The organism is Streptomyces mashuensis (assembly GCF_014654785.1).
Taxonomy (GTDB): Bacteria; Actinomycetota; Actinomycetes; order Streptomycetales; family Streptomycetaceae; genus Streptomyces; species Streptomyces mashuensis.
Map to the genome: position 1 here is coordinate 81,648 of NZ_BNBD01000017.1, position 18,707 is coordinate 100,354.

An 18,707-nucleotide genomic window follows, 5' to 3' on the forward strand; every position below is an offset into this window, starting at 1 on the left:
GGCGCCTCAGTGGTGCTGGATCACCTGCGTGATGCCGTTGATGATCTGCTGCACCGCGAGCGCGGAGAGCATCATGCCCGCCAGCCGCGTCACCAGCACCACACCGCCGTCCTTGATCACCTTGATGATCAGCAGCGAGTTGCGCATCACCAGCCACAGCACGACGTGGATCGCGGCGATCGCCGACCACACCGAGACCTGCGCGCCGAACGAGTCGGCGTGCTGCACGGCCAGGATCACCGACACGATCGCACCGGGCCCGGCCAGCAGCGGCATGCCCAGCGGCACCAGGGCGACGTTGACGTCCTTGGTCTGCGTCGGCTCCTCCGACTTGCCGGTGAGCAGGTCGAGCGCGATGAGCAGCAGGAGCAGACCGCCCGCGATCATCAGCGCGGGGGTGGTGATGTGCAGGTAGTCGAGGATCTGCTGGCCGCAGATGCCGAAGACGGTGATCACCCCGAAGGCCACGGCCGCCGCCTGCCAGGCCATCCGGCGCTGGGTCTTGGCGGGGCGGCCGGCCGTGAGGGCGAGGAAGATCGGGGTGATCCCCGGGGGGTCCATGATGACGAAGAGGGTGAGGAAGAGGGAGCCGAAGACGGCGACGTCGAACACAGTGAGCCTTGCAGGAGTGGTGGTGCGGGTGAGCGGTGGAGCAGCGGGGAGCGCACGTGCCCGGACGACGCGCGCCGGTGCGGCGCGCGTCGTCCTACGGGTACGGGTGGCCCCGCCGGGCCGTGGCGACGGCCGGGAGCGGGGTTACGGGCGCGGGGCGCGGGCGCGGAGCGTCAGCCGCCGGCGCCCGGGACGGGGAACGCGCCGGTCGCACGGCGCGTGATCTCGCCGTAGATCTCCGGGTCGGTGGTGAACTCGCCGAGCCCGCAGGTCTTGCGGCTGCCGTGGTAGTCGCTGGAGCCCGTGGTGAGCAGGCCCAGCTCGCGGGCGAGCCCGCGCAGGCGGGCCCGGGTGGCGGCGTCGTGGTCCATGTGATCGACCTCGATGCCGTCGAGCCCGGCCGAGGCCAGCTCGGCTATGCCGCGCTCGGAGACGCAGTTGCCGCGCTGGAACGCGAAGGGGTGGGCGAGGACGGTGACGCCGCCGGCCGCCTTGACCAGCCGGATGGCCTCGAAGGGGTCCAGCTCGTGCTTCTCGACGTAGGCGCGTCCGCCGCCGCCCAGCCACTCGGGCGTGAAGGCGGCGGAGACGCTGTCCACCACGCCGAGCTCGACCATGGCGGTGGCCACGTGCGGCCGGCCGACCGCGCCGTCGCCGGCGATCTGCGCGACCCGTTCCCACGTCACGGGCACGCCGAGCTCGTTGAGCTTGCGGACCATGGCCCGCGCGCGCGGCACGCGGTCGTCGCGGACGAGCTCGCGCTCGCGCGCCAGCTCGGGCTCCAGCGGGTCGAAGAGGTAGGCCAGCATGTGGACGCTGAAGCCGTCGGGGCCGGCGAAGCGGCAGGACAGCTCGGCGCCGGGGACGAGGGTGAGGCCGGGCGGCAGGGCCGCGATCGCCTCGGCGTGGCCGCCGACCCCGTCGTGATCGGTGAGCGCGACGACGTCCAGCCCCGCGGCGGCCGCCTTGCGGACCAGCTCGGCGGGGGTGTCCGTACCGTCGGACGCCGTGGAGTGGGTGTGCAGGTCGATGCGCACGACGCTGGCTCCCCTTCGGCGGACGGTGCGGACGGGCACGGTGACGGGCGGGCTGGCACCCCGCAGCCGTACGGGCGTACGGGCATGGACGGGGCCGCGTCAAGGATAACCGCCCAGTGGGTGGACCCTACGGCTCCAGGATGCGCGGCGAGAGCGCGCCGCACGGCAGGAGGTCCACCTCGGCGCCCGCGTCGCGGAGGTCGGTGATCACCAGCTCGTCGTAGAGCAGCAGCCCGGACTGCTCGGGCCAGACGATCGCCCACAGCCAGAGCCCGCGGGCCTCGCCGGCGAAGACGGCGCGGTCGTGGGGGGCGTTGTCGACATGCCAGAGGGGGGTGGGGCGGCCGGCGGCGTGCACCTTGGCGTGCGGGGAGCGGTCCACGCACAGGTACGGGCCGGGGTCGGGGCCGTCGACGCCGGCGTAGCGGGCGCCGAGGCCCACGCCCAGCTCCTCGGCGACGAGGAGCAGTTCGCCGGGGCCGCCCAGGGGGCTGGGGCCGGAGCAGGCGACGGCGGTGGCGCGGCCACCGTTGCGGTCGTCACCGGCGCAGGCCACGCCCGTGAACAGCCAGCCGACGGGGAGGGGCCAGGGCATCCAGACGGGGACGCGGGCCCTGCGGACCACGACGGCGAGGGCTTCGACGCTGGGCGGGACGACCGGTTGCAGCGGGTGCACGGTGCCGTGCACGGCGCACTGCCACGAGTCGGCGAAGAGACCGGGCGCACGCACCCGGCCACCGCACTTCGGGCAACAGGGTTCGCCCCTCATAGCCTCCAACGGTCCTACCCGGTCGCGCTCGCGTCAAGGACGATCACCCGTCCGGAGTCGGCGCCGTCACACCGTTCCGGCCGTGCCCGCCGGAGACGTTGCCGGCGCGGGTCAGTCGCCCAACGGCACGGCGGCGCGCAGGGGGTCGCGGAGGTCCGTGCCGTGCCGCAGCCAGCGCTCGTTCAGGGCGGCGGCGCCGTGGACGCGCTTCCACGCCGCCTCGTTGGGCGTCATGGGCAGCAGCGGCAGGAAGCGGACGGGGTCGCGGGGCGGGTCGAGCTCCAGGTCCTCGACGAGGCCGCCGGGCTCGGCGACGAGGACGGAGGTGAAGGGCGCGTCCGGCCACAGCGGCGCGCCCGTGTCCAGGGAGGCGCCGGGGGCCACGACGACCCCCTCGACCTGCGGCGAGGCGGCGAGGACGGCGAGCGGGCGGAGCACCTGGTCGGTGTCGGCCCGGCCGGCCCGCACGGTGAGGACGAGCTCGGCGCGGGGGCCGCGCACGGGGTCGGCCAGCATCGCGGTGGGGTCGGCCATGGGCTGGGCGGACATGCCGAGGGTGGCGTAGCGGACGATGTCCCCGCCCTCGTCGGCCGCGGCGAAGCGGAGGACCTCGATGCGGTCCGCGCCGAGGAAGGTGACGGCGGCGCGCGCGTCGGGTTCGCCGAAGGCGGTCAGCAGCCGGGCCTCTGCGAGTGCGACAACATCTGACATGCCGTGAGCATAGAACGCACGGTTCGGCACACAGAACGACACCCGGGACGCCCAGAACGATGCATAGAACGAGTATCGAACGGGCAAAGGGAGGGCTTGACGCTCCAGGCGGCTGCTAGCCTGGTCTCGCCCTGGCCCGCGGTCGGGGCCGTGACGTTCGTCCCTCAGCGGGGACCGGCCGGAGGAGGTGGGGCTGCGATGGATCCTAGTCGACCGTGCAGTACCGACAGTTCTCCCGTCTCCTCGCTCCGGACGCGCTCCAGCAGCTGACCGCCCGCTGAGACGGCCCCCGGGGCCACAGCGCGCACGGATTTCCTTCAGCGCCCGCAGCACATGACGGAAGAGCGCCTTCTCCGCTTTGTCCGTATTCGCCTGCGCAGAATCGTCGTTCTTTTCCCGCCGAACCTCTGCGTTGCCTGTTGCCGCGTTCACCACGCACGTCGTCCGGCGTCGTGCGCGAACCGCCGCCGGCTGCCGTACCGTCCGTGGTCCCGGGCAGCGCCACGCGCCTCTCGCGGGCCGGCGGCCCGGCCCGTGAAGGAGCCTGCCATGTCGATGATCCGTGACCTGCGCGCCGCCGTCCGTCCCGCCCTGCGCCGGGTGCCCGTCCAGGGGACGGTCCGCGCCTACGACGCCGCCTGCGGCCCCGCGGCGGGCAGCGCCGTCGTGGACTGCGCCGTCTACCGCGACGGCAAGCGCGTCGGCGCCGCCTGCACGCCCGCCGAGGCGATGCGCCGGGTGCGCGCCGAGGGCGGCTTCGCGTGGATCGGGCTGCACGAGCCCACGGAGCAGGAGTTCGCCGGCATAGCCCGGGAGTTCGGGCTGCACCCGCTGGCGGTGGAGGACGCCGTCCACGCGCACCAGCGGCCGAAGCTGGAGCGCTACGACGACACGCTGTTCACCGTCTTCAAGACCGTCCATTACGTCGAGCACGCCGAACTCACCGCCACCAGCGAGGTGGTGGAGACCGGCGAGGTGATGTGCTTCACCGGCGAGGACTTCATCATCACGGTCCGGCACGGCGGCCAGGGCTCGCTGCGCCAGCTGCGGCACCGTCTCCAGGACGACCCCGAGCTGCTCGCCAAGGGCCCGTCCGCGGTGCTGCACGCCATCGCCGACCAGGTCGTCGACGGCTACATAGCCGTGGCCGCGGCGGTGCAGGACGACATCGACGAGGTGGAGATCGACGTCTTCTCGCCGCCGAGCAAGGGCGCCCGGCGCGGCGGCGACGCGGGCCGCATCTACCAGCTCAAGCGGGAGGTGCTGGAGTTCAAGCGGGCCGTCACGCCGCTGATCCGGCCGATGCAGCTGCTGAGCGAGCGGCCGGTGCGGCTGGTCGACCCCGGCATCCAGAAGTACTTCCGGGACGTCGCCGACCACCTCGCGCGCGTGCACGAGCAGGTGGTGTCCTTCGACGACCTGCTCAACTCCATCCTCCAGGCCAACCTCGCACAGGCGTCGGTGGCGCAGAACGAGGACATGCGCAAGATCACCTCGTGGGCGGCCATCTGCGCCGTCCCCACGATGATCGCGGGCATCTACGGCATGAACTTCGACCACATGCCGGAGCTGCACTGGAAGTACGGCTACCCGGCCGTCATGGTGCTCACGGTCGCCATCTGCGTCACGATCCACCGCGGCTTCAAGCGGAACGGCTGGCTGTAGCGCCGCTCCCCGCCTTGCGCGCCGGCGCCGCGTCCCCCCGTACCACCAGGGCCAGCCCCGCGAGGATCACCACCAGGCCCGGCCAGGCGGCGGGCGGCGGGAGCTGGCCGAGCCAGAGGGCCGCGAGGAGGGCCGCGCCCGGGGTCTCCAGCAGCATCGCCGTCGAGACGACGGACGGGCCGAGCGTCTTGACGACCCGGTTCATCAGGGAGTGGCCCATCAGCTGGGCGGTGGCCGTGAGCAGTAGCAGCTTCAGCCACGTCCCGCCGTCGTAGCCGCCGAGCCGGGCGCCGGCCGTCAGGCAGACGGCCAGCAGCAGCACCGTCGTCGTGCCGTAGCAGAGCCAGCTGTACGTCACCGTGCTCACCGTCCGGCGCACCTCGGCGCCCAGGAGGACGTACCCGGCCGCGGCGATGCCGCCGGCCAGCGCGAGGGCGTCGCCGGCGAGGGCCCGCGGGGAGAGCGAGAGGTCGGCGCCGGTGAGGCCGGCGACGCCGAGGAACGCCAGCCAGGTGCCCGCCCACACCAGCGCGGGCGGCCGGTGGCCGCGCAGCCGCAGCAGCAGCGTCGTCCACAGGGGCGTGGTGGTGACCAGGGCCGTGGAGGAGGCCACCGACGTCATGCGCAGGCTCGGCAGCCAGGCGCCGAAGTGCACGGCGAGCAGCGCACCGGCGGCGACGGCCAGCAGGACGGTCCGGCGTCCCGCGCCCCGCAGCTCGGCGCGGTGCCGCAGCAGGACGACGGGCGTGAGCGCGCCGACGGCCATGGCGTTGCGCCAGAAGGCGATCGCGAGGCCGGGGGCGGCGGTGGCGGCGATGAGGGGCGCGGAGAGCGACACGGCGGCGACGGCGACCGCGAGCAGCCCGAGGTCGGCGCGGGGCATGCCGTGGTGCGGGAGCTCCGGTGGGAGGGGCGGGCTGCCGGGAGCAGCCGGGACGGAGGACGAGCCGGGGGACGAACCAGGGGTCGCTCTCACGTTCCCAGCCTAGGGCGGGCGGACGGCCCCGGCGCCGGCCGCGCAGGGAACCCGCACGGCCCGCATAGAGTGGGGCGCATGACGACGACGCAGGCGCAGCAGTCCGGGGCGCAGGTGCTGCTCGACCAGGCACTGATCGAGGAGGCCACGAAGAAGTCGGGCCTCATCTGGGTGCGCGGCGCGGACGGGACGTCCCGCGCGCTGTGGCACGTCTGGCACGAGGGCGCGGCGCTCGTCGTGGGCGGCCCCGGCGAGCAGCCGCTGGACGGGCTGGGCCTGACGGAGGGCGCCGCGGCGACCGTGTCGGTGCGCAGCAAGGACAAGGGCGGCCGGCTGGTGATGTGGGCGGCGGCGGTGCGCGAGCTGCCGCCGCACGGCGAGGCGTGGACGGCGGCGGTGGCCGAGCTCAAGGGCAAGCGGCTGAACGCGCCGGACGCCGAGCGGCTCGAGGAGCGGTGGGCGGAGCAGTGCCGCGTCCTGCGCCTGGAGCCGACCGGGGAGACGGCGGCGCTGCCGTCCGGCTCGCTGGCGGCCCGGCCCGTGCCGACCGCGGCGACCACCCGGCACCCGATGCCGGCGGCGCTGCCGCGCCTGCTCCGCGGCCGCGGCAAGCGCTAGCCCCGCAGGGGCGCTGGGGCTCAGCCCGTCGGCGGGGTGCGCGGCAGCTGGAGCTGTTTGCCGTAGTCGACGGTCTGGGCCTTGGCGGGGACGGCGAGGGCGAAGTCCTTGCCCCAGTCGTCCAGCTCCAGCTGGCCCCCGCCGCCCGCGCGCTGCACCCGCAGCGGGTAGGGCGTGCCGACGAGGGACACGTCGACGGTGCCGCCGCCGCCCTTGGCGCCGCTGACCCGGATGGTGCGGACGCCGCCCACGCTGCCGTGCTCGCCGCGGGTGAGGGTGCCGTGCAGCCCCAGCAGGCCGTCGAGCAGCACGTTCTTGTCGGTGAAGCCCTTGAGCTGCTGGTACGAGGGGTCGTCGGCGGGCACCTTGACGTACTTGTCGTCGAGCTTGCCGGCCGCCGCGGCGGCGCCCCCCTTGGCCGTGGGCGAGGGGGCGGCGGAGGCGCCCTTGGCCCAGAAGCCGGCCGGGGCCTTCAGGAAGAGGTCGTCGCCCACCCGCAGCAGCTCGAAGGAGTCCGCGCCGGCCGAGGAGACGCGGCCCGTGCCGCCGTCCTTCTTCAGCCGCATGTCCAGGCGGTACGTCCGGCCCTGGCTGACCACGCTGCCCGACAGGTGCACCGCGTCCGCGCCGCGCGCGGCGGCCCGCGCCTTGTCCTGGATGGCGGGCGCGGTGAGCTTGCCGACGCCGTTGGTGCCGGCGTCGGGGTCCTCGCTGCCGCCGCCGCAGGCGGTGAGCGCGGCGGACAGGCCGGCGCACAGCGCGCCGACGACCGCCGCGTGGCGTGCGTTACGGGTTCGCACCTCTGCTCGTGCCTCCTGTGACCGGTGGGGGATCCGGTGGGTGACCGCAGCGTACCCGCGCCGCCCGTAGGCGGAAGCCGGGAGTCCGTACCGGCTTCGTCAAGGCTCCGTACGGCCGCCTCCCCGCGCCAGGGCGAACCGGGTCACGTTAGCCTGAACCGGACATCTCCGGGAGACCTCGGGAGAGGAGGTGCGCGGCCATGGCAGGAGGCGCCGCCCGGGTGTTCGTGTCGCACCTCTCCGGCGTGGCCGTCTTCGACCCCAACGGCGACCAGGTCGGCCGGGTCCGTGACGTCGTCGCCATGCTGCGCGTCGGCGGCCGGCCGCCGCGCGTCCTCGGGCTGGTCGTGGAGGTCGTCAGCCGCCGCCGGATCTTCCTGCCCATGACCCGGGTGACGGGCGTGGAATCGGGCCAGGTCATCACCACCGGCGTGGTGAACATGCGGCGCTTCGAGCAGCGCCCCACCGAGACCCTCGTCCTGGGCGAGCTGCTCGACCGCCGGGTGCGGCTGGTCGAGGGCGAGACGAAGGGCGACGAGGTCACCGTCCTCGACGTGTCCATCGTCCAGCTGCCCGCCCGCCGCGACTGGGAGATCGACAAGGTCTTCGTCCGCCGCGGCCGCGGCGGCAAGCTGCGCCGCAAGGGCGAGACGCTCACCGTCGACTGGTCCTCGGTCACCGGCTTCTCCATGGAGGAGCACGGCCAGGGCGCCGAGAGCCTGCTGGCCACCTTCGAACGGCTGCGCCCCGCCGACCTGGCCAACGTGCTGCACCACCTCTCCCCCAAACGCCGCGCCGAGGTGGCCGCCGCCCTCGACGACGACCGGCTCGCCGACGTCCTGGAGGAGCTGCCCGAGGACGACCAGATCGAGATCCTCGGCAAGCTCAAGGACGAGCGCGCCGCCGACGTGCTGGAGGCCATGGACCCCGACGACGCGGCCGACCTCCTCTCCGAGCTGCCGGAGGAGGAGACCGAACGGCTGCTGACCCTGATGCGGCCCGACGACGCGGCCGACGTGCGCCGCCTCATGGCGTACGAGGACCGGACCGCGGGCGGCCTCATGACCACCGAACCGGTGGTGCTGCGTCCCGACGCCACCGTCGCCGACGCCCTGGCCCGGGTCCGCAACCCCGACCTCTCCCCCGCCCTCGCCGCCCAGGTCTACGTCTGCCGGCCGCCGGACGAGACACCCACCGGCAAGTACCTGGGCGCCGTCCACTTCCAGCGGCTGCTGCGCGACCCGCCCTTCGCGCTCGTCGGCTCCATCACCGACACCGACCTGCGCCCCCTCTCCCCCGACACCCCGCTGCCGGCCGTCACCAGCTACCTGGCCACGTACAACCTGGTCTCCGCGCCCGTCGTCGACGAGCACGGCTCGCTGCTGGGCGCCGTCACCGTCGACGACGTCCTCGACCACCTGCTGCCCGAGGACTGGCGCGAGACGGAACTGCAGAACGGCGCCCCCGGCCTCAACGGGCTGGGCGGCCGGCAGCCGCACGAAGGGACCGCCGGTGCCCGGGGCTGACGAGCCGCCCGGCCGGCCCCCGGAGCGCCACGAACCCCTGCGCGAGCAGGTCCGCGAACAGCTGCGCGAACGCCTACGGGAACGCGCCCGCGAGCGCGAGGAACGGGACCGCGAACGGGAACGGGAACGCGAGCGCGAGCGCGCCAAGGCCGCCGCCAAGGTGGCCGCCGAACGGGCACACGTCCCCCCGCGCGCACGGCTGGACATGCCCCTGGTCCGGCGCCGGGCCTGGCTGCCGGAGTACGACCCCGAGGCGTTCGGCCGCACCTCCGAACGGATCGCCCGGTTCCTGGGCACCGGCCGCTTCATCGTCTGGATGACGGTCGTCATCGTGCTGTGGGTGGTGTGGAACAGCAGCGCCCCCGACCACCTGCGCTTCGACCGCTACCCGTTCATCTTCCTCACCCTGATGCTCTCCCTCCAGGCGTCCTACGCCGCACCCCTGATCCTGCTGGCGCAGAACCGGCAGGACGACCGCGACCGGGTCAACCTCGAACAGGACCGCAAGCAGAACGAACGGTCCATCGCCGACACCGAGTACCTCACCCGCGAGATCGCGGGGCTGCGCATGGGCCTGGGCGAGGTCGCCACCCGCGACTGGATGCGCTCCGAGCTGGAGGACCTCGTCCGGGAGCTGCGCATGCTCCAGGCCCTCGAGGAACAAGCCGTATTCCCCGGCGGAAGTGAGGAAGGCGACCGCTGAGAGGCTTTCCTCGCGCGCTGTGACGGGCCGTACCATCGACCGTATGGCTACCGAAAAGTACGGCCCGAGCGAGGACGCGATCCGCGCTGCGCTCGCGACGGTCAACGACCCCGAGATCCACCGCCCCATCACCGAGCTCGGCATGGTCAAATCGGTGGGGATCGCGGCGGACGGCTCGGTCGCGGTGGCCGTGTACCTGACGGTCGCCGGCTGCCCCATGCGCGACCGGATCACGTCGATGGTGACCGAGGCCGTCGAGCGCGTCGAGGGCGTCACGGGCGTCACCGTCGAGCTGGACGTCATGAGCGACGAGCAGCGCCGCGAGCTGGCGGCCTCGCTCCGCGGCGGCCAGACCGAGCGCGAGGTGCCGTTCGCCAAGCCCGGCTCGCTGACGCGCGTCTACGCCGTCGCCTCCGGCAAGGGCGGCGTCGGCAAGTCCTCCGTGACGGTCAACCTGGCGGCCGCGATGGCCGCCGACGGCCTGAAGGTCGGCGTCGTGGACGCCGACATCTACGGCCACTCGGTGCCGCGCATGCTGGGCGCCGACGGCCGGCCCACCCAGGTCGAGAACATGATCATGCCGCCGTCGGCGAACGGCGTGAAGGTCATCTCGATCGGCATGTTCACCCCCGGCAACGCCCCCGTCGTCTGGCGCGGCCCCATGCTGCACCGCGCGCTCCAGCAGTTCCTCGCCGACGTCTACTGGGGCGACCTGGACGTGCTGCTGCTCGACCTCCCGCCGGGCACGGGCGACATCGCCATCTCCGTGGCCCAGCTGGTGCCCAACGCGGAGATCCTCGTGGTGACGACGCCGCAGCAGGCCGCCGCCGAGGTGGCGGAGCGGGCCGGCTCGATCGCCGTGCAGACGCACCAGAAGATCGTCGGCGTGGTCGAGAACATGTCCGGGCTGCCGTGCCCGCACTGCGACGAGATGGTCGACGTCTTCGGCACGGGCGGCGGCCGGCTGGTCGCCGACGGCCTGTCGCGCACCACAGGCACCACCGTGCCGGTGCTGGGCTCCATCCCGATCGACGTACGGCTGCGCGAGGGCGGCGACGAGGGCAAGCCGGTCGTGCTGAGCGACCCCGACTCGCCGGCGGGCAGCGCGCTGCGGGCGATCGCGGGCAAGCTGGGCGGGCGGCAGCGGGGCCTGTCGGGCATGTCCCTGGGGATCACGCCGCGCAACAAGTTCTGAGGTACGGGTAAGGGGCGCTCTCCCTTGGGGGCGCCCCTTACCCATGCTCTGGCCGGGCTCAGTGCTCGTACGTACTGATGTCCGTGATGACGGAGAAGCCCATGCCGTACGCGCTCATGCCGCGCCCGTACGCGCCCAGGTGCACGCCGTGCTCGTCGTCCGGCGAGCCGGCCAGCACCCAGCCGTACTCCGACTCGCGGTAGCGGAAGTCGGTGGGCACGCCGTCGACGGGCAGGGACAGCGTGGTCCAGGCGGGCTCCTCCAGGTGGTCGGCGAGCTCCCAGGCCAGGGCCGTCTGCTGGTCCAGCCAGTCCTGCCGCAGGGCCCGGTCCATCTGCGCGGGCCAGGTGCAGGCCAGCAGCCCGGCGCCGGCCAGCCAGGCGGCGGAGGAGACCGAGGTGGCCTCCAGGGTGCCGGTGCCGTCGGCGCTGCGGCGCACCGGGCGGCTGGCGACGGTCACCACGACGGCGAAGCGCTGCGTGGCGGTCTCGTGCTCGACGCGGCCCATGCGGAGGGTCGGCTCGGCGCCGTGGCCGGTGGAGCCGTGCTCCACGGTGCCGTCGGCGGCGGTGCCGACCTGGAGCAGCCAGCGGGGGCCCGTGTACGCCTCGTCCAAGCCGTACCAGGGGAACGACGCCTGCAGATAGCCGTCGAGCGAGCGCCGGGCACTCGTGCCACCGGGCGGCACGCCCTGTTCCTCCGCGGACGCGTCGGACGGACCGCTCCCCTGCGTCACTGCCCGGCTCGTGGTCTCCATCTGCGCGGCGCCTCCTCGTAAGCCCCTCGTCCTGGGCGCGTCGGCCTGCGCGGACGACCGCACCCCAAACAAAGGGAGGATAGCCACCCCCGTCAACGGGGCCGGGTAAAACCGGCTCAGGTGGCGTCGGAGTCGAACGGGGGGCGCTCGCCCGGCGCCGGCCGGTCCTGCTTCTTGAGCAGGTCGGGCGTGGCGGGCGGCGCCTCCGGGGTACGGCTGTGCACGGCGTCGGTCAGGTCCGACATCTCGGCCTTGAAGTCGAAGCCGTTGCGGATCTCCTTGAGGCCGAGCTCGTCCTTCTCCAGCACGTGCTTGCGCACGAACGTCTTGGGGTTGAGGTCCTCGAACTCGAAGTCCTTGAACTCCGGCCCCAGCTCCGAGCGGATGTCCTCCTTGGCGCTCTCGGAGAACTGGCGGATCTTGCGGAGCGTGCGCGACACGTCCTGAATGACCTTCGGCAGGTTGTCGGGGCCGAAGATGAGCACCGCGAGGACGACGAGCGTGATCAGCTCGAGGGGTCCTATGTCCAGCACGTTGCACAGCTCCTTGGGGCGTCGGTGGCCGCGTCGGTGGCCGGGGTGGCGGGCCGCCTATCACGGTACCTGGCCCGGAGGACACCGGTCACTGGTCACCGGCCGAGCCGAGTGTGAGCCGTACGGTGCTCTCCTTGCCGTCACGCTCCAGGGTGAGGGTGAGGGTCTCGCCGGGGCGGTGGCTGCGGACCTTGACGATCAGCTCCTGGCCGCTGTGCACGGCCACGCCGTCGATCGTCCTGATGACGTCGCCGGGGCGGACGCCCGCCTTGTCGGCGGGGCCGCCGGAGGTGACGGCCCCGCCGCTCTTGACGTCGGTGTTCACCCGGGCGCCGTCGCCGGTGTAGGCCATGTCGAGGGAGACGCCGATGACGGGGTGGGTGGCGCGGCCGGTGTTGATCAGCTCCTCGGCGACGCGCTTGGCCTGGTTGACGGGGATGGCGAAGCCGAGGCCGATGCTGCCGCCCTGGCCGCCGGAGCCCGAGTCGGAGCCGCCGGCGGAGCGGATGGCGCTGTTGATGCCGATGACGCGTGCCTGCGCGTCCATGAGGGGGCCGCCGGAGTTGCCGGGGTTGATGGGGGCGTCGGTCTGGAGCGCGTCGACGTAGCTGATGTCGCTGCCGCCGCCGTCCTGCGCCTTGCGGCCGCCGGCGGTGATGGGCCGGGCCTTGGCGCTGATGATGCCGGTGGTGACGGTGCCGGCGAGGTCGAAGGGCGCACCGATGGCGACGACGGAGTCGCCGACGCGGACGGAGTCGGAGTTGCCGAGGGGGAGGGGGGTGAGGCGGGAGACGCCGGTGACCTTGATGACGGCGAGGTCGTAGCCGCTGTCGCGGCCGACGAGGGTGGCCTTGGCGGTGTGCCCGTCGTTGAAGGTCACGGATATGGACCCGTCGGCGGCGGCGGGCCGCACCACGTGGTTGTTGGTGAGGATGTGCCCGCTCTTGTCGAGCACGAAGCCGGTGCCGGTGCCCTGCTCGCCACTGCCGCGGACGTGGATGGTGACGACGCCGGGCAGCGCGCGGGCGGCGATCCCGGCCACGCTGCCGGGGTCGCGGTCGCTCCCCCCGGCCGCGGCCTGCGCCAGCCGCACCCCGCCCCCGTCCCGCTCCAGCCAGGCCCCGACGCCACCGCCGACCCCACCGGCCACGAGCGCGACGACGACGGCCCCGGCCACGATCTGCCCCCGCCGGGGCGCCTTGGCAGCGGCCTGCTGCCGGCGCACGGCCCAGGGGTCGTAGGCCCAGGGGGAGGGGGGTACGGGTGCGGCTGCCCCTGCCGCGGGGGCGGCGGGGTACGCGGGGACGGCGCCGGGCAGCGGCGGGGCCGCGAGCGGGTGCGGCTGGGCGCCGACCGGGGCGCCGACGGGCGCGGCAGCGCCGGCCGGCTCACCGCCCGCGTACGGCGCCGGCGCGCCGCCGGCGGGCGACGCCACCTCGGCGGGCGGCCCGGCGGGCGCCGCAGCGTCGACCGGCTCACCGCCGGCCTGCGGCGCCGGAGATCCGGCGGGGGGCGGCGCGGCCGTCGGTGCCTGCGGCTCGGTGCCTGCCTGCGGCTCGGCGCCGGCAGGCGTGGGCAGTGCGGCGGCGGCCGGCGGGGCGGGGGTGAAAGCCTCGCTGGCGGGCGGCGGGGGCACGGGCGTGCCTCCCGGCGGCGTCACCGCCGGGAGCTGCACCGGCGGGGCCGGGGCCCAGGGGCCGGGGCGGCCGTAGGGCGGGGTGGCGTAAGGATCGGGAGCATGAAGAGGGACCTGGGGGGTGGGTTCCGACGGGTCCGGGAGCAGCCAGTCGTCGGCCTCGCGGCGCCGGCGCTTCCACCACTGCGGCTTGGGCGCGGAACCACGCGCCTGCCCGTCGTCCATTGAGTTCTCCCCACCGTTGGTCCAGGGGCGCGCGCACCGCGGCGTACGCGCCCCACGGAGGATTACACCAGGTCCGGCCTCAGCGCGTGGCGCCGGACGGACCCGGGGTGCGGACCAGCGGGGGAAGCACCGGAGCGGTGGACGGGCGCAGCAGGGAGACGCCCCTGCTCATCGTGAAGGACGCCGTGGTGGCCGCCGGGGCTCCGGAGCGGCGGGCGACGTCCACGGTGGGCGTCTCGGCCGGCTGCGCGCCGCCCACGAGGGCGAACGCGGCGAGCGAGACGGCACCGGCCGCCGCGAAGGCGAAGCGCCGGCCGCGGGAGGACCCGCGCTCCCGCCCCACGTCATGGACGGGGAAGCCGCCGTCAGCGGAGAAACCCGCCGCGAACACCGGCAGCATGGTGAATTCGGCGGCCCCGGCGCCTCTTCCCCGCCGTGCGTCACCCGGCCCGCGCTCACCACCGGCGGCGGGGCCGCCACGGGCGTCGTCGTCGGCCGACACCACCGCGGGCAGGCTGTGCAGCCGTGCCAGCAGCGCGTCGGACACGGGCGGCACCGCGGCCTCCGCGAACACGCTCTTGAGCCGGCGCTGCGCGTCGGCCTCGGCCTTGCAGGTCCAGCAGGTGGCGAGGTGCGCCAGCACCCGCTCCCGCGAATCGTGCCCCAACTCCCCGTCGACCAGGGCCGCGAGGCGGTCGCCGAGGTGGTGCTCGGCGGGGGACTGACCGCCTGAACCGGTCACGCGATCCCGACCTCCCCCCCGACGGGAACCGCGCGGCCGACCGACACGGCGCGCTGCTCGGCCCGGGCGGCGGGCGAGCGGTGCGACAGGGCCTTGCGCAGGTGGCTGCGGCCGCGGTGGATGCGGCTGCGCACGGTGCCGAGCTTCACGCCGAGCGTCGCGGCGATCTCCTCGTAGGACAGGCCCTCGATGTCGCACAGCACGACGGCCGCGCGGAACTCGGGCGCCAGGGTGTCCAGGGCCTGCTGCACGTCGGCGTCGAAGTGCGTGTCGTTGAAGTGCTGCTGGGGCGACGGCTCGCGGCTGGGCAGCCGCTCCGCGGCGTCCTCGGCGAGCGCGTCGAAGCGGATGCGCTGCCGGCGCCGGACCATGTCGAGGAAGAGGTTGGTGGTGATGCGGTGCAGCCAGCCCTCGAACGTGCCGGGGGTGTACGTGGACAGCGAGCGGAAGACCCGGACGAAGACCTCCTGCGTGAGGTCCTCGGCGTCGTGCTGGTTGCCGGTCAGGCGGTAGGCCAGGCGGTAGACGCGCGCGCTGTGGGTGCTGACGATCTCCTCCCACGTGGGAGGCGTCCACGCCTGCGCGGCCGCGTCGCCGGCGAAGCCCGCGGTGGTCACGGCGGACACGGCGGACGCGGTTGCGGAGTCCTCGGGGCGGGCACTGTCAGCGGTGTAGGTCACGGATTTCGGCTCGACGGCCGGCCTGCCCAGCAGGCGCCTCAGCACCCCTCGGCGGTCGCCGCCCGCAGCCGCACCTCCCCTGTCGGCTCTGGTGGTGTCCAGTGGAGCCCCTACCATATCCACCCCGCCCGTTAGCGCCGGATAAACAGTTTTGACCGGCTTTTTGTATTGACCCTCGTCCTGCTCCGACGATCGCCCGGCAGCCTGCGGTTCCCCGCCCGTCCATGGCCGTACACCCCCTCCAACGCCCGGTCCCATCTGCGGGTTCCCGGGGGCAGCGGATACAGTCACCGTTGCGTCGACCACGGGGACAGGAGAGGGCCATTACCGGCAACCAGCAGACGAGCTGGGCGTTCGCCGATGTGTTCGTCGCCGAGGACGAGGCGCTGCTCTGGGCCCGCGACCGGGCCTACGAGGCGGGCATCCGCTCGGTGTCGAACGGCACCGGCGGGGCGCTGCGCCTGCTCGCCGCCGCTGTGGACGCCAAGGCCGTCGCCGAGATCGGCACGGGCACGGGGGTGTCGGGCATCCACCTCCTGCACGGCATGCGCCCCGACGGCGTGCTCACCACGGTGGACAGCGACCCCGAGTGCCAGCAGTTCGCGCGCCAGGCGTTCCGCGCGGCCGGCTTCGCCGGCAACCGGGCGCGCTTCATCCCCGGCCCGGCGCTGGAGGTGCTGCCCCGCCTCGCGGACGGCGGCTACGACCTGGTGTTCTGCGACGGTGACCGGCTGCAGTGCCTCGACTACCTAGCCGAATCGTTGCGCCTGCTGCGGCCCGGCGGGCTGGTGTGCTTCGAGGGCGTCTTCGCCGACGGCCGCACGGTCGACGCGGCCCTGCCGCCCGCGGAGGTGCAGCACCTGCGGGACCTGCTGCGGGCGGTGCGCGAGTCGACGGTGCTGGTGCCGTCGCTGCTGCCGGTGGGCGACGGCCTGCTGTGCGCCGTCAAGCGCGGCTGAGGAGACCACCCCGCCCCCGGCCCGCCCGGACATGCCACCGCCCCGGCGGCCGGCGTGTGCCGGCCGCCGGGGCGGTGGGGAGTCATCGGACCTGGTCGCGGTCCGTCTGCGCCGGACGGTGCCGGACGGTTCAGACGGTGACCTTCTCCAGGGCCTCACCGAGAGCCTTGGCCTCATCCGGGGTCAGCTCGACGACGAGACGACCGCCGCCCTCGAGCGGAACCCGCATGACGATGCCCCGCCCCTCCTTGGTCACCTCGAGCGGGCCGTCGCCCGTCCGCGGCTTCATGGCCGCCATGCTCGTTCCCCTTCCTGAAACCAGCTCATCGTCAGCCGACGGCCCCTGTGGAAAGGGCACGCGTCACCGGCATCGAACACATTGCTTCCAGGCCATTATCCCGCATCGCGCGACCCAATGACCAACATCGGTCCGCATCCCTTCGGCAACGCGCTGCCGCAAAACCACTCAATTCGGGGATCGCGCCGTGCTCCCCCGTAGCCCCGGAGGTCACCATGGCCTTCGCTTCTTTGACGCAGGTCACATGTGCGCCGCCGATGATCTCCGGCATGCTGAGCCCTGACCGCACCGCCGAGGGAGGGAACGCGCGATGGCAGACACCGTGCTGTACGAGGTGACCGACGGACTCGCGACGATCACGCTGAACCGTCCGGACGCCATGAACGCCCTGGACACCGCCACCAAGGCCGCCCTCCGCGACGTCGTGCGCGAGGCCGCCGCCGACACCGCCGTACGGGCCGTGCTGCTCACCGCCACGGGCCGGGCCTTCTGCGTGGGCCAGGACCTCAAGGAGCACGTCGCCTCGCTGGCCGCCGACGACGCCCACGGCACCCGGACGACCATGGACACCGTCCGCGAGCACTACAACCCGATCCTCACGGCGCTCACCCAGATGCCCAAGCCGGTCGTCGCCGGCGTCAACGGCGTCGCCGCGGGCGCCGGGGCGGGCTTCGCCTTCGCCGCCGACCACCGCGTGGTCGCCGACACCGCCTCCTTCAACACCTCCTTCGCCGGCGTCGCGCTCACCGCCGACTCGGGCGTCTCCTGGACCCTCCCCCGCCTCGTCGGCCACAGCCGCGCCATGGACCTGCTGCTCTTCCCGCGCAGCATCACGGCCCAGCAGGCGTACGAGCTGGGCATCGCCAACAAGGTCGTCCCGGCCGCCGAGCTCGCTGCCGAGGCCGCCGCCGTGGCCCGCGCCCTCGCGGACGGCCCCACCGCCGCGTACGCCGCGCTGAAGGAGTCGGTGGCGTACGGCGCCGACCACTCGCTCGCCGAGACCCTGGCCAAGGAGGAGGAGCTCCAGGCCCGCGCCGGGGCGTCGGAGGACCATCGCATCGCGGTCGACGCCTTCCTCAAGAAGGAGAAGCCCCGCTTCGTGGGCCGCTAAGTTGCCGGGCCGCTAGGCCGCGGGGGCCTGCCGCCCCGCCCGTACGTGGCAGCCCGCCAGGTGGTCGTCGACCAGGCCGCACGCCTGCATCAGCGCGTACGCCGTGGTGGGTCCCACGAACCGTATGCCCCGCCGCTTCAGCTCCTTGGCCAGCGCCGTCGACTCCGGCGTCACCGCCGGCACGTCGGCGAACGACCGCGGCACCGGCCGGCCCGCCGGCGGGGCGTACGACCACACCAGGGCGTCCAGCTCGCCGGGCGCCCACTCGGCGAGCACCCGGGCGTTGGCCAACGCGGCCGTGATCTTGGCGCGGTTGCGGATGATGCCCGGGTCGGCCAGCAGCCGCTCCGCGTCCCGCTCGGTGAAGGCCGCGACCGCGGGGACGGAGAACCCGGCGAAGGCCGCCCGGAACCCCTCGCGGCGGCGCAGGATCGTCAGCCACGACAGGCCCGACTGGAACGCCTCCAGGCACATCCGCTCGAACAGCGCGTCGTCGCCGTGCACGGGGCGGCCCCACTCGGTGTCGTGGTACAGGCGGTAGTCCGCCCGCGACTCCGCCTCCAGCCCCCACGGGCAGCGCGCCAGCCCGTCCGGCCCCACCACCACGTCGCTCATGCGGTCCGCCCCTCTTCGTCGTCGCCCTCGTCCTTCGCGGGCCGCGCGTCCTGCTCGGGACGCGCCGGCTCCTGCCCGGCGGCGGTCGCACCGCCGGCCGTCCCGCGCCGGGCGCCCATCGCCGCGGCCTGGGCGCCGGCCAGGGCGGCCTCCAGCTCCGCGATCCGGGCGTCGCGCTCGGCCAGCTCGGCGCCCAGCCGGTCGAGGACGTCGTCGGTCTCGGCCATGCGGTAGCCACGCACCGCCATCGGCAGCCGCAGCCCCTCGACGTCCGCGCGGCCCAGCGGCCGGCCGGCGGGCAGCGGCCAGGCCACCCGGTCCTGCGCCGCCTCCGGCAGCAGTCCGTCGCTTCCACCGCCGGCGACGGCCAGCGTCACCGCGGCGACCACCACGACCAGCGCGATGAGCAAGAACCAGAACACGGCGGTCTCCCCGTCAGTCCTCCGTCAGCCAATCCGTCCACCCCGATCGTGCCATGCCGCTCGGACAGTTAAGGTCGCTGGCGGACGTGGGACAGGAAGCCGGACAGGGAGTCCGGC

22 protein-coding genes are annotated in these 18,707 nt (G+C 74.1%); 7 read left to right on the forward strand and 15 right to left on the reverse strand.

The features are described 5' to 3' along the window. Positions 1-6: 6 nt before the first annotated feature. From IE305_RS28550 to IE305_RS28565, 4 genes are all read right to left on the reverse strand, one after another. Positions 7-612 (reverse strand): MarC family protein, encoded by a 606-nt coding sequence (locus IE305_RS28550; RefSeq protein ID WP_190132683.1) that lies wholly within the window; start codon positions 610-612, stop codon positions 7-9. Positions 613-785: 173 nt separating this feature from the next. Continuing rightward, a complete protein-coding gene (locus tag IE305_RS28555) occupies positions 786-1,649 on the reverse strand; it encodes a PHP domain-containing protein (RefSeq protein WP_190132684.1) in 864 nt (287 codons plus the stop codon). 127 nt (positions 1,650-1,776) lie between these two features. Beyond that, complete coding sequence (locus tag IE305_RS28560; protein ID WP_190132685.1) at positions 1,777-2,418, reverse strand: DUF6758 family protein; 642 nt, start codon at positions 2,416-2,418, stop codon at positions 1,777-1,779. A gap of 111 nt (positions 2,419-2,529) precedes the next feature. Continuing rightward, positions 2,530-3,129: a suppressor of fused domain protein gene (locus tag IE305_RS28565; protein WP_190132686.1), complete on the reverse strand. Its 600-nt coding sequence runs from the start codon at positions 3,127-3,129 to the stop codon at positions 2,530-2,532. A gap of 549 nt (positions 3,130-3,678) precedes the next feature. On the opposite strand from IE305_RS28565, the gene IE305_RS28570 reads away from it, so the two are divergent. Further along, positions 3,679-4,794 (forward strand): magnesium and cobalt transport protein CorA, encoded by a 1,116-nt coding sequence (locus IE305_RS28570; protein ID WP_190132687.1) that lies wholly within the window; start codon positions 3,679-3,681, stop codon positions 4,792-4,794. Here the strand turns inward: IE305_RS28570 and IE305_RS28575 are convergent. Further along, on the reverse strand, positions 4,772-5,770 hold the full coding sequence (locus IE305_RS28575; protein WP_373311772.1) for a DMT family transporter: 999 nt from the start codon (positions 5,768-5,770) through the stop codon (positions 4,772-4,774). The genes IE305_RS28570 and IE305_RS28575 overlap by 23 nt on opposite strands. A 78-nt stretch (positions 5,771-5,848) precedes the next feature. Here IE305_RS28575 and IE305_RS28580 point away from each other — a divergent pair, with 78 nt between their 5' ends. Next, positions 5,849-6,388: a hypothetical protein gene (locus tag IE305_RS28580; protein ID WP_190132688.1), complete on the forward strand. Its 540-nt coding sequence runs from the start codon at positions 5,849-5,851 to the stop codon at positions 6,386-6,388. A gap of 20 nt (positions 6,389-6,408) precedes the next feature. Here IE305_RS28580 and IE305_RS28585 read toward each other — a convergent pair whose 3' ends face one another. Beyond that, complete coding sequence (locus tag IE305_RS28585) at positions 6,409-7,188, reverse strand: hypothetical protein (protein ID WP_190132689.1); 780 nt, start codon at positions 7,186-7,188, stop codon at positions 6,409-6,411. 200 nt (positions 7,189-7,388) lie between these two features. On the opposite strand from IE305_RS28585, the gene IE305_RS28590 reads away from it, so the two are divergent. The 3 genes from IE305_RS28590 (at position 7,389) to IE305_RS28600 (ending at position 10,612) form a co-directional block, all read left to right on the forward strand. Then, on the forward strand, positions 7,389-8,714 hold the full coding sequence (locus IE305_RS28590) for a magnesium transporter MgtE N-terminal domain-containing protein (protein ID WP_190132690.1): 1,326 nt from the start codon (positions 7,389-7,391) through the stop codon (positions 8,712-8,714). Positions 8,715-8,775: 61 nt separating this feature from the next. After that, entirely contained in the window at positions 8,776-9,417 is a 642-nt protein-coding gene (locus tag IE305_RS28595; protein ID WP_190132725.1) for a DUF1003 domain-containing protein, read from the forward strand. Positions 9,418-9,460: 43 nt separating this feature from the next. Then, a complete protein-coding gene (locus IE305_RS28600) occupies positions 9,461-10,612 on the forward strand; it encodes an Mrp/NBP35 family ATP-binding protein (protein WP_190132691.1) in 1,152 nt (383 codons plus the stop codon). 58 nt (positions 10,613-10,670) lie between these two features. On the opposite strand, the gene IE305_RS28605 is transcribed toward IE305_RS28600, so the two are convergent. From IE305_RS28605 to sigE, 5 genes are all read right to left on the reverse strand, one after another. Beyond that, the gene (locus tag IE305_RS28605; protein WP_190132692.1) at positions 10,671-11,369 is read right to left on the reverse strand and encodes a hypothetical protein; all 699 of its coding nucleotides are present in this window, start codon (positions 11,367-11,369) and stop codon (positions 10,671-10,673) included. Between the two features lie 116 nt (positions 11,370-11,485). Further along, complete coding sequence (locus IE305_RS28610; protein WP_190132693.1) at positions 11,486-11,902, reverse strand: sec-independent translocase; 417 nt, start codon at positions 11,900-11,902, stop codon at positions 11,486-11,488. An 88-nt stretch (positions 11,903-11,990) separates the two neighbouring features. Next, the gene (locus tag IE305_RS28615) at positions 11,991-13,763 is read right to left on the reverse strand and encodes a S1C family serine protease (RefSeq protein WP_190132694.1); all 1,773 of its coding nucleotides are present in this window, start codon (positions 13,761-13,763) and stop codon (positions 11,991-11,993) included. A 79-nt stretch (positions 13,764-13,842) separates the two neighbouring features. After that, on the reverse strand, positions 13,843-14,505 hold the full coding sequence (locus tag IE305_RS28620; protein WP_190132695.1) for an anti-sigma factor family protein: 663 nt from the start codon (positions 14,503-14,505) through the stop codon (positions 13,843-13,845). After that, positions 14,502-15,302 carry an RNA polymerase sigma factor SigE gene (gene sigE, locus IE305_RS28625; protein ID WP_190132696.1) on the reverse strand — a complete coding sequence of 267 codons (801 nt, stop codon included), beginning with the start codon at positions 15,300-15,302 and terminating at the stop codon, positions 14,502-14,504. Before sigE ends, IE305_RS28620 begins: the two co-directional genes overlap by 4 nt. 176 nt (positions 15,303-15,478) lie before the next feature. On the opposite strand from sigE, the gene IE305_RS28630 reads away from it, so the two are divergent. Beyond that, on the forward strand, positions 15,479-16,144 hold the full coding sequence (locus IE305_RS28630; RefSeq protein WP_190132697.1) for an O-methyltransferase: 666 nt from the start codon (positions 15,479-15,481) through the stop codon (positions 16,142-16,144). A 130-nt stretch (positions 16,145-16,274) separates the two neighbouring features. Here IE305_RS28630 and IE305_RS28635 read toward each other — a convergent pair whose 3' ends face one another. Beyond that, positions 16,275-16,442 carry a DUF3117 domain-containing protein gene (locus IE305_RS28635; protein WP_003985072.1) on the reverse strand — a complete coding sequence of 56 codons (168 nt, stop codon included), beginning with the start codon at positions 16,440-16,442 and terminating at the stop codon, positions 16,275-16,277. A gap of 31 nt (positions 16,443-16,473) precedes the next feature. Further along, positions 16,474-16,713 carry a hypothetical protein gene (locus IE305_RS28640; RefSeq protein ID WP_190132698.1) on the reverse strand — a complete coding sequence of 80 codons (240 nt, stop codon included), beginning with the start codon at positions 16,711-16,713 and terminating at the stop codon, positions 16,474-16,476. A gap of 39 nt (positions 16,714-16,752) precedes the next feature. Here IE305_RS28640 and chcB point away from each other — a divergent pair, with 39 nt between their 5' ends. Then, the gene (chcB, locus tag IE305_RS28645) at positions 16,753-17,553 is read left to right on the forward strand and encodes a 2-cyclohexenylcarbonyl CoA isomerase (RefSeq protein WP_190132699.1); all 801 of its coding nucleotides are present in this window, start codon (positions 16,753-16,755) and stop codon (positions 17,551-17,553) included. A 12-nt stretch (positions 17,554-17,565) separates the two neighbouring features. Here the strand turns inward: chcB and IE305_RS28650 are convergent, their stop codons facing one another. Both IE305_RS28650 and IE305_RS28655 read right to left on the reverse strand, forming a co-directional pair. Beyond that, positions 17,566-18,168: a DNA-3-methyladenine glycosylase I gene (locus tag IE305_RS28650; protein ID WP_190132700.1), complete on the reverse strand. Its 603-nt coding sequence runs from the start codon at positions 18,166-18,168 to the stop codon at positions 17,566-17,568. Continuing rightward, positions 18,165-18,590, reverse strand: a complete 426-nt coding sequence (locus IE305_RS28655; protein WP_190132701.1) for a cell division protein DivIVA — start codon at positions 18,588-18,590, stop codon at positions 18,165-18,167. The genes IE305_RS28650 and IE305_RS28655 overlap by 4 nt, the downstream gene beginning before the upstream one ends. Positions 18,591-18,707 lie beyond the last annotated feature (117 nt).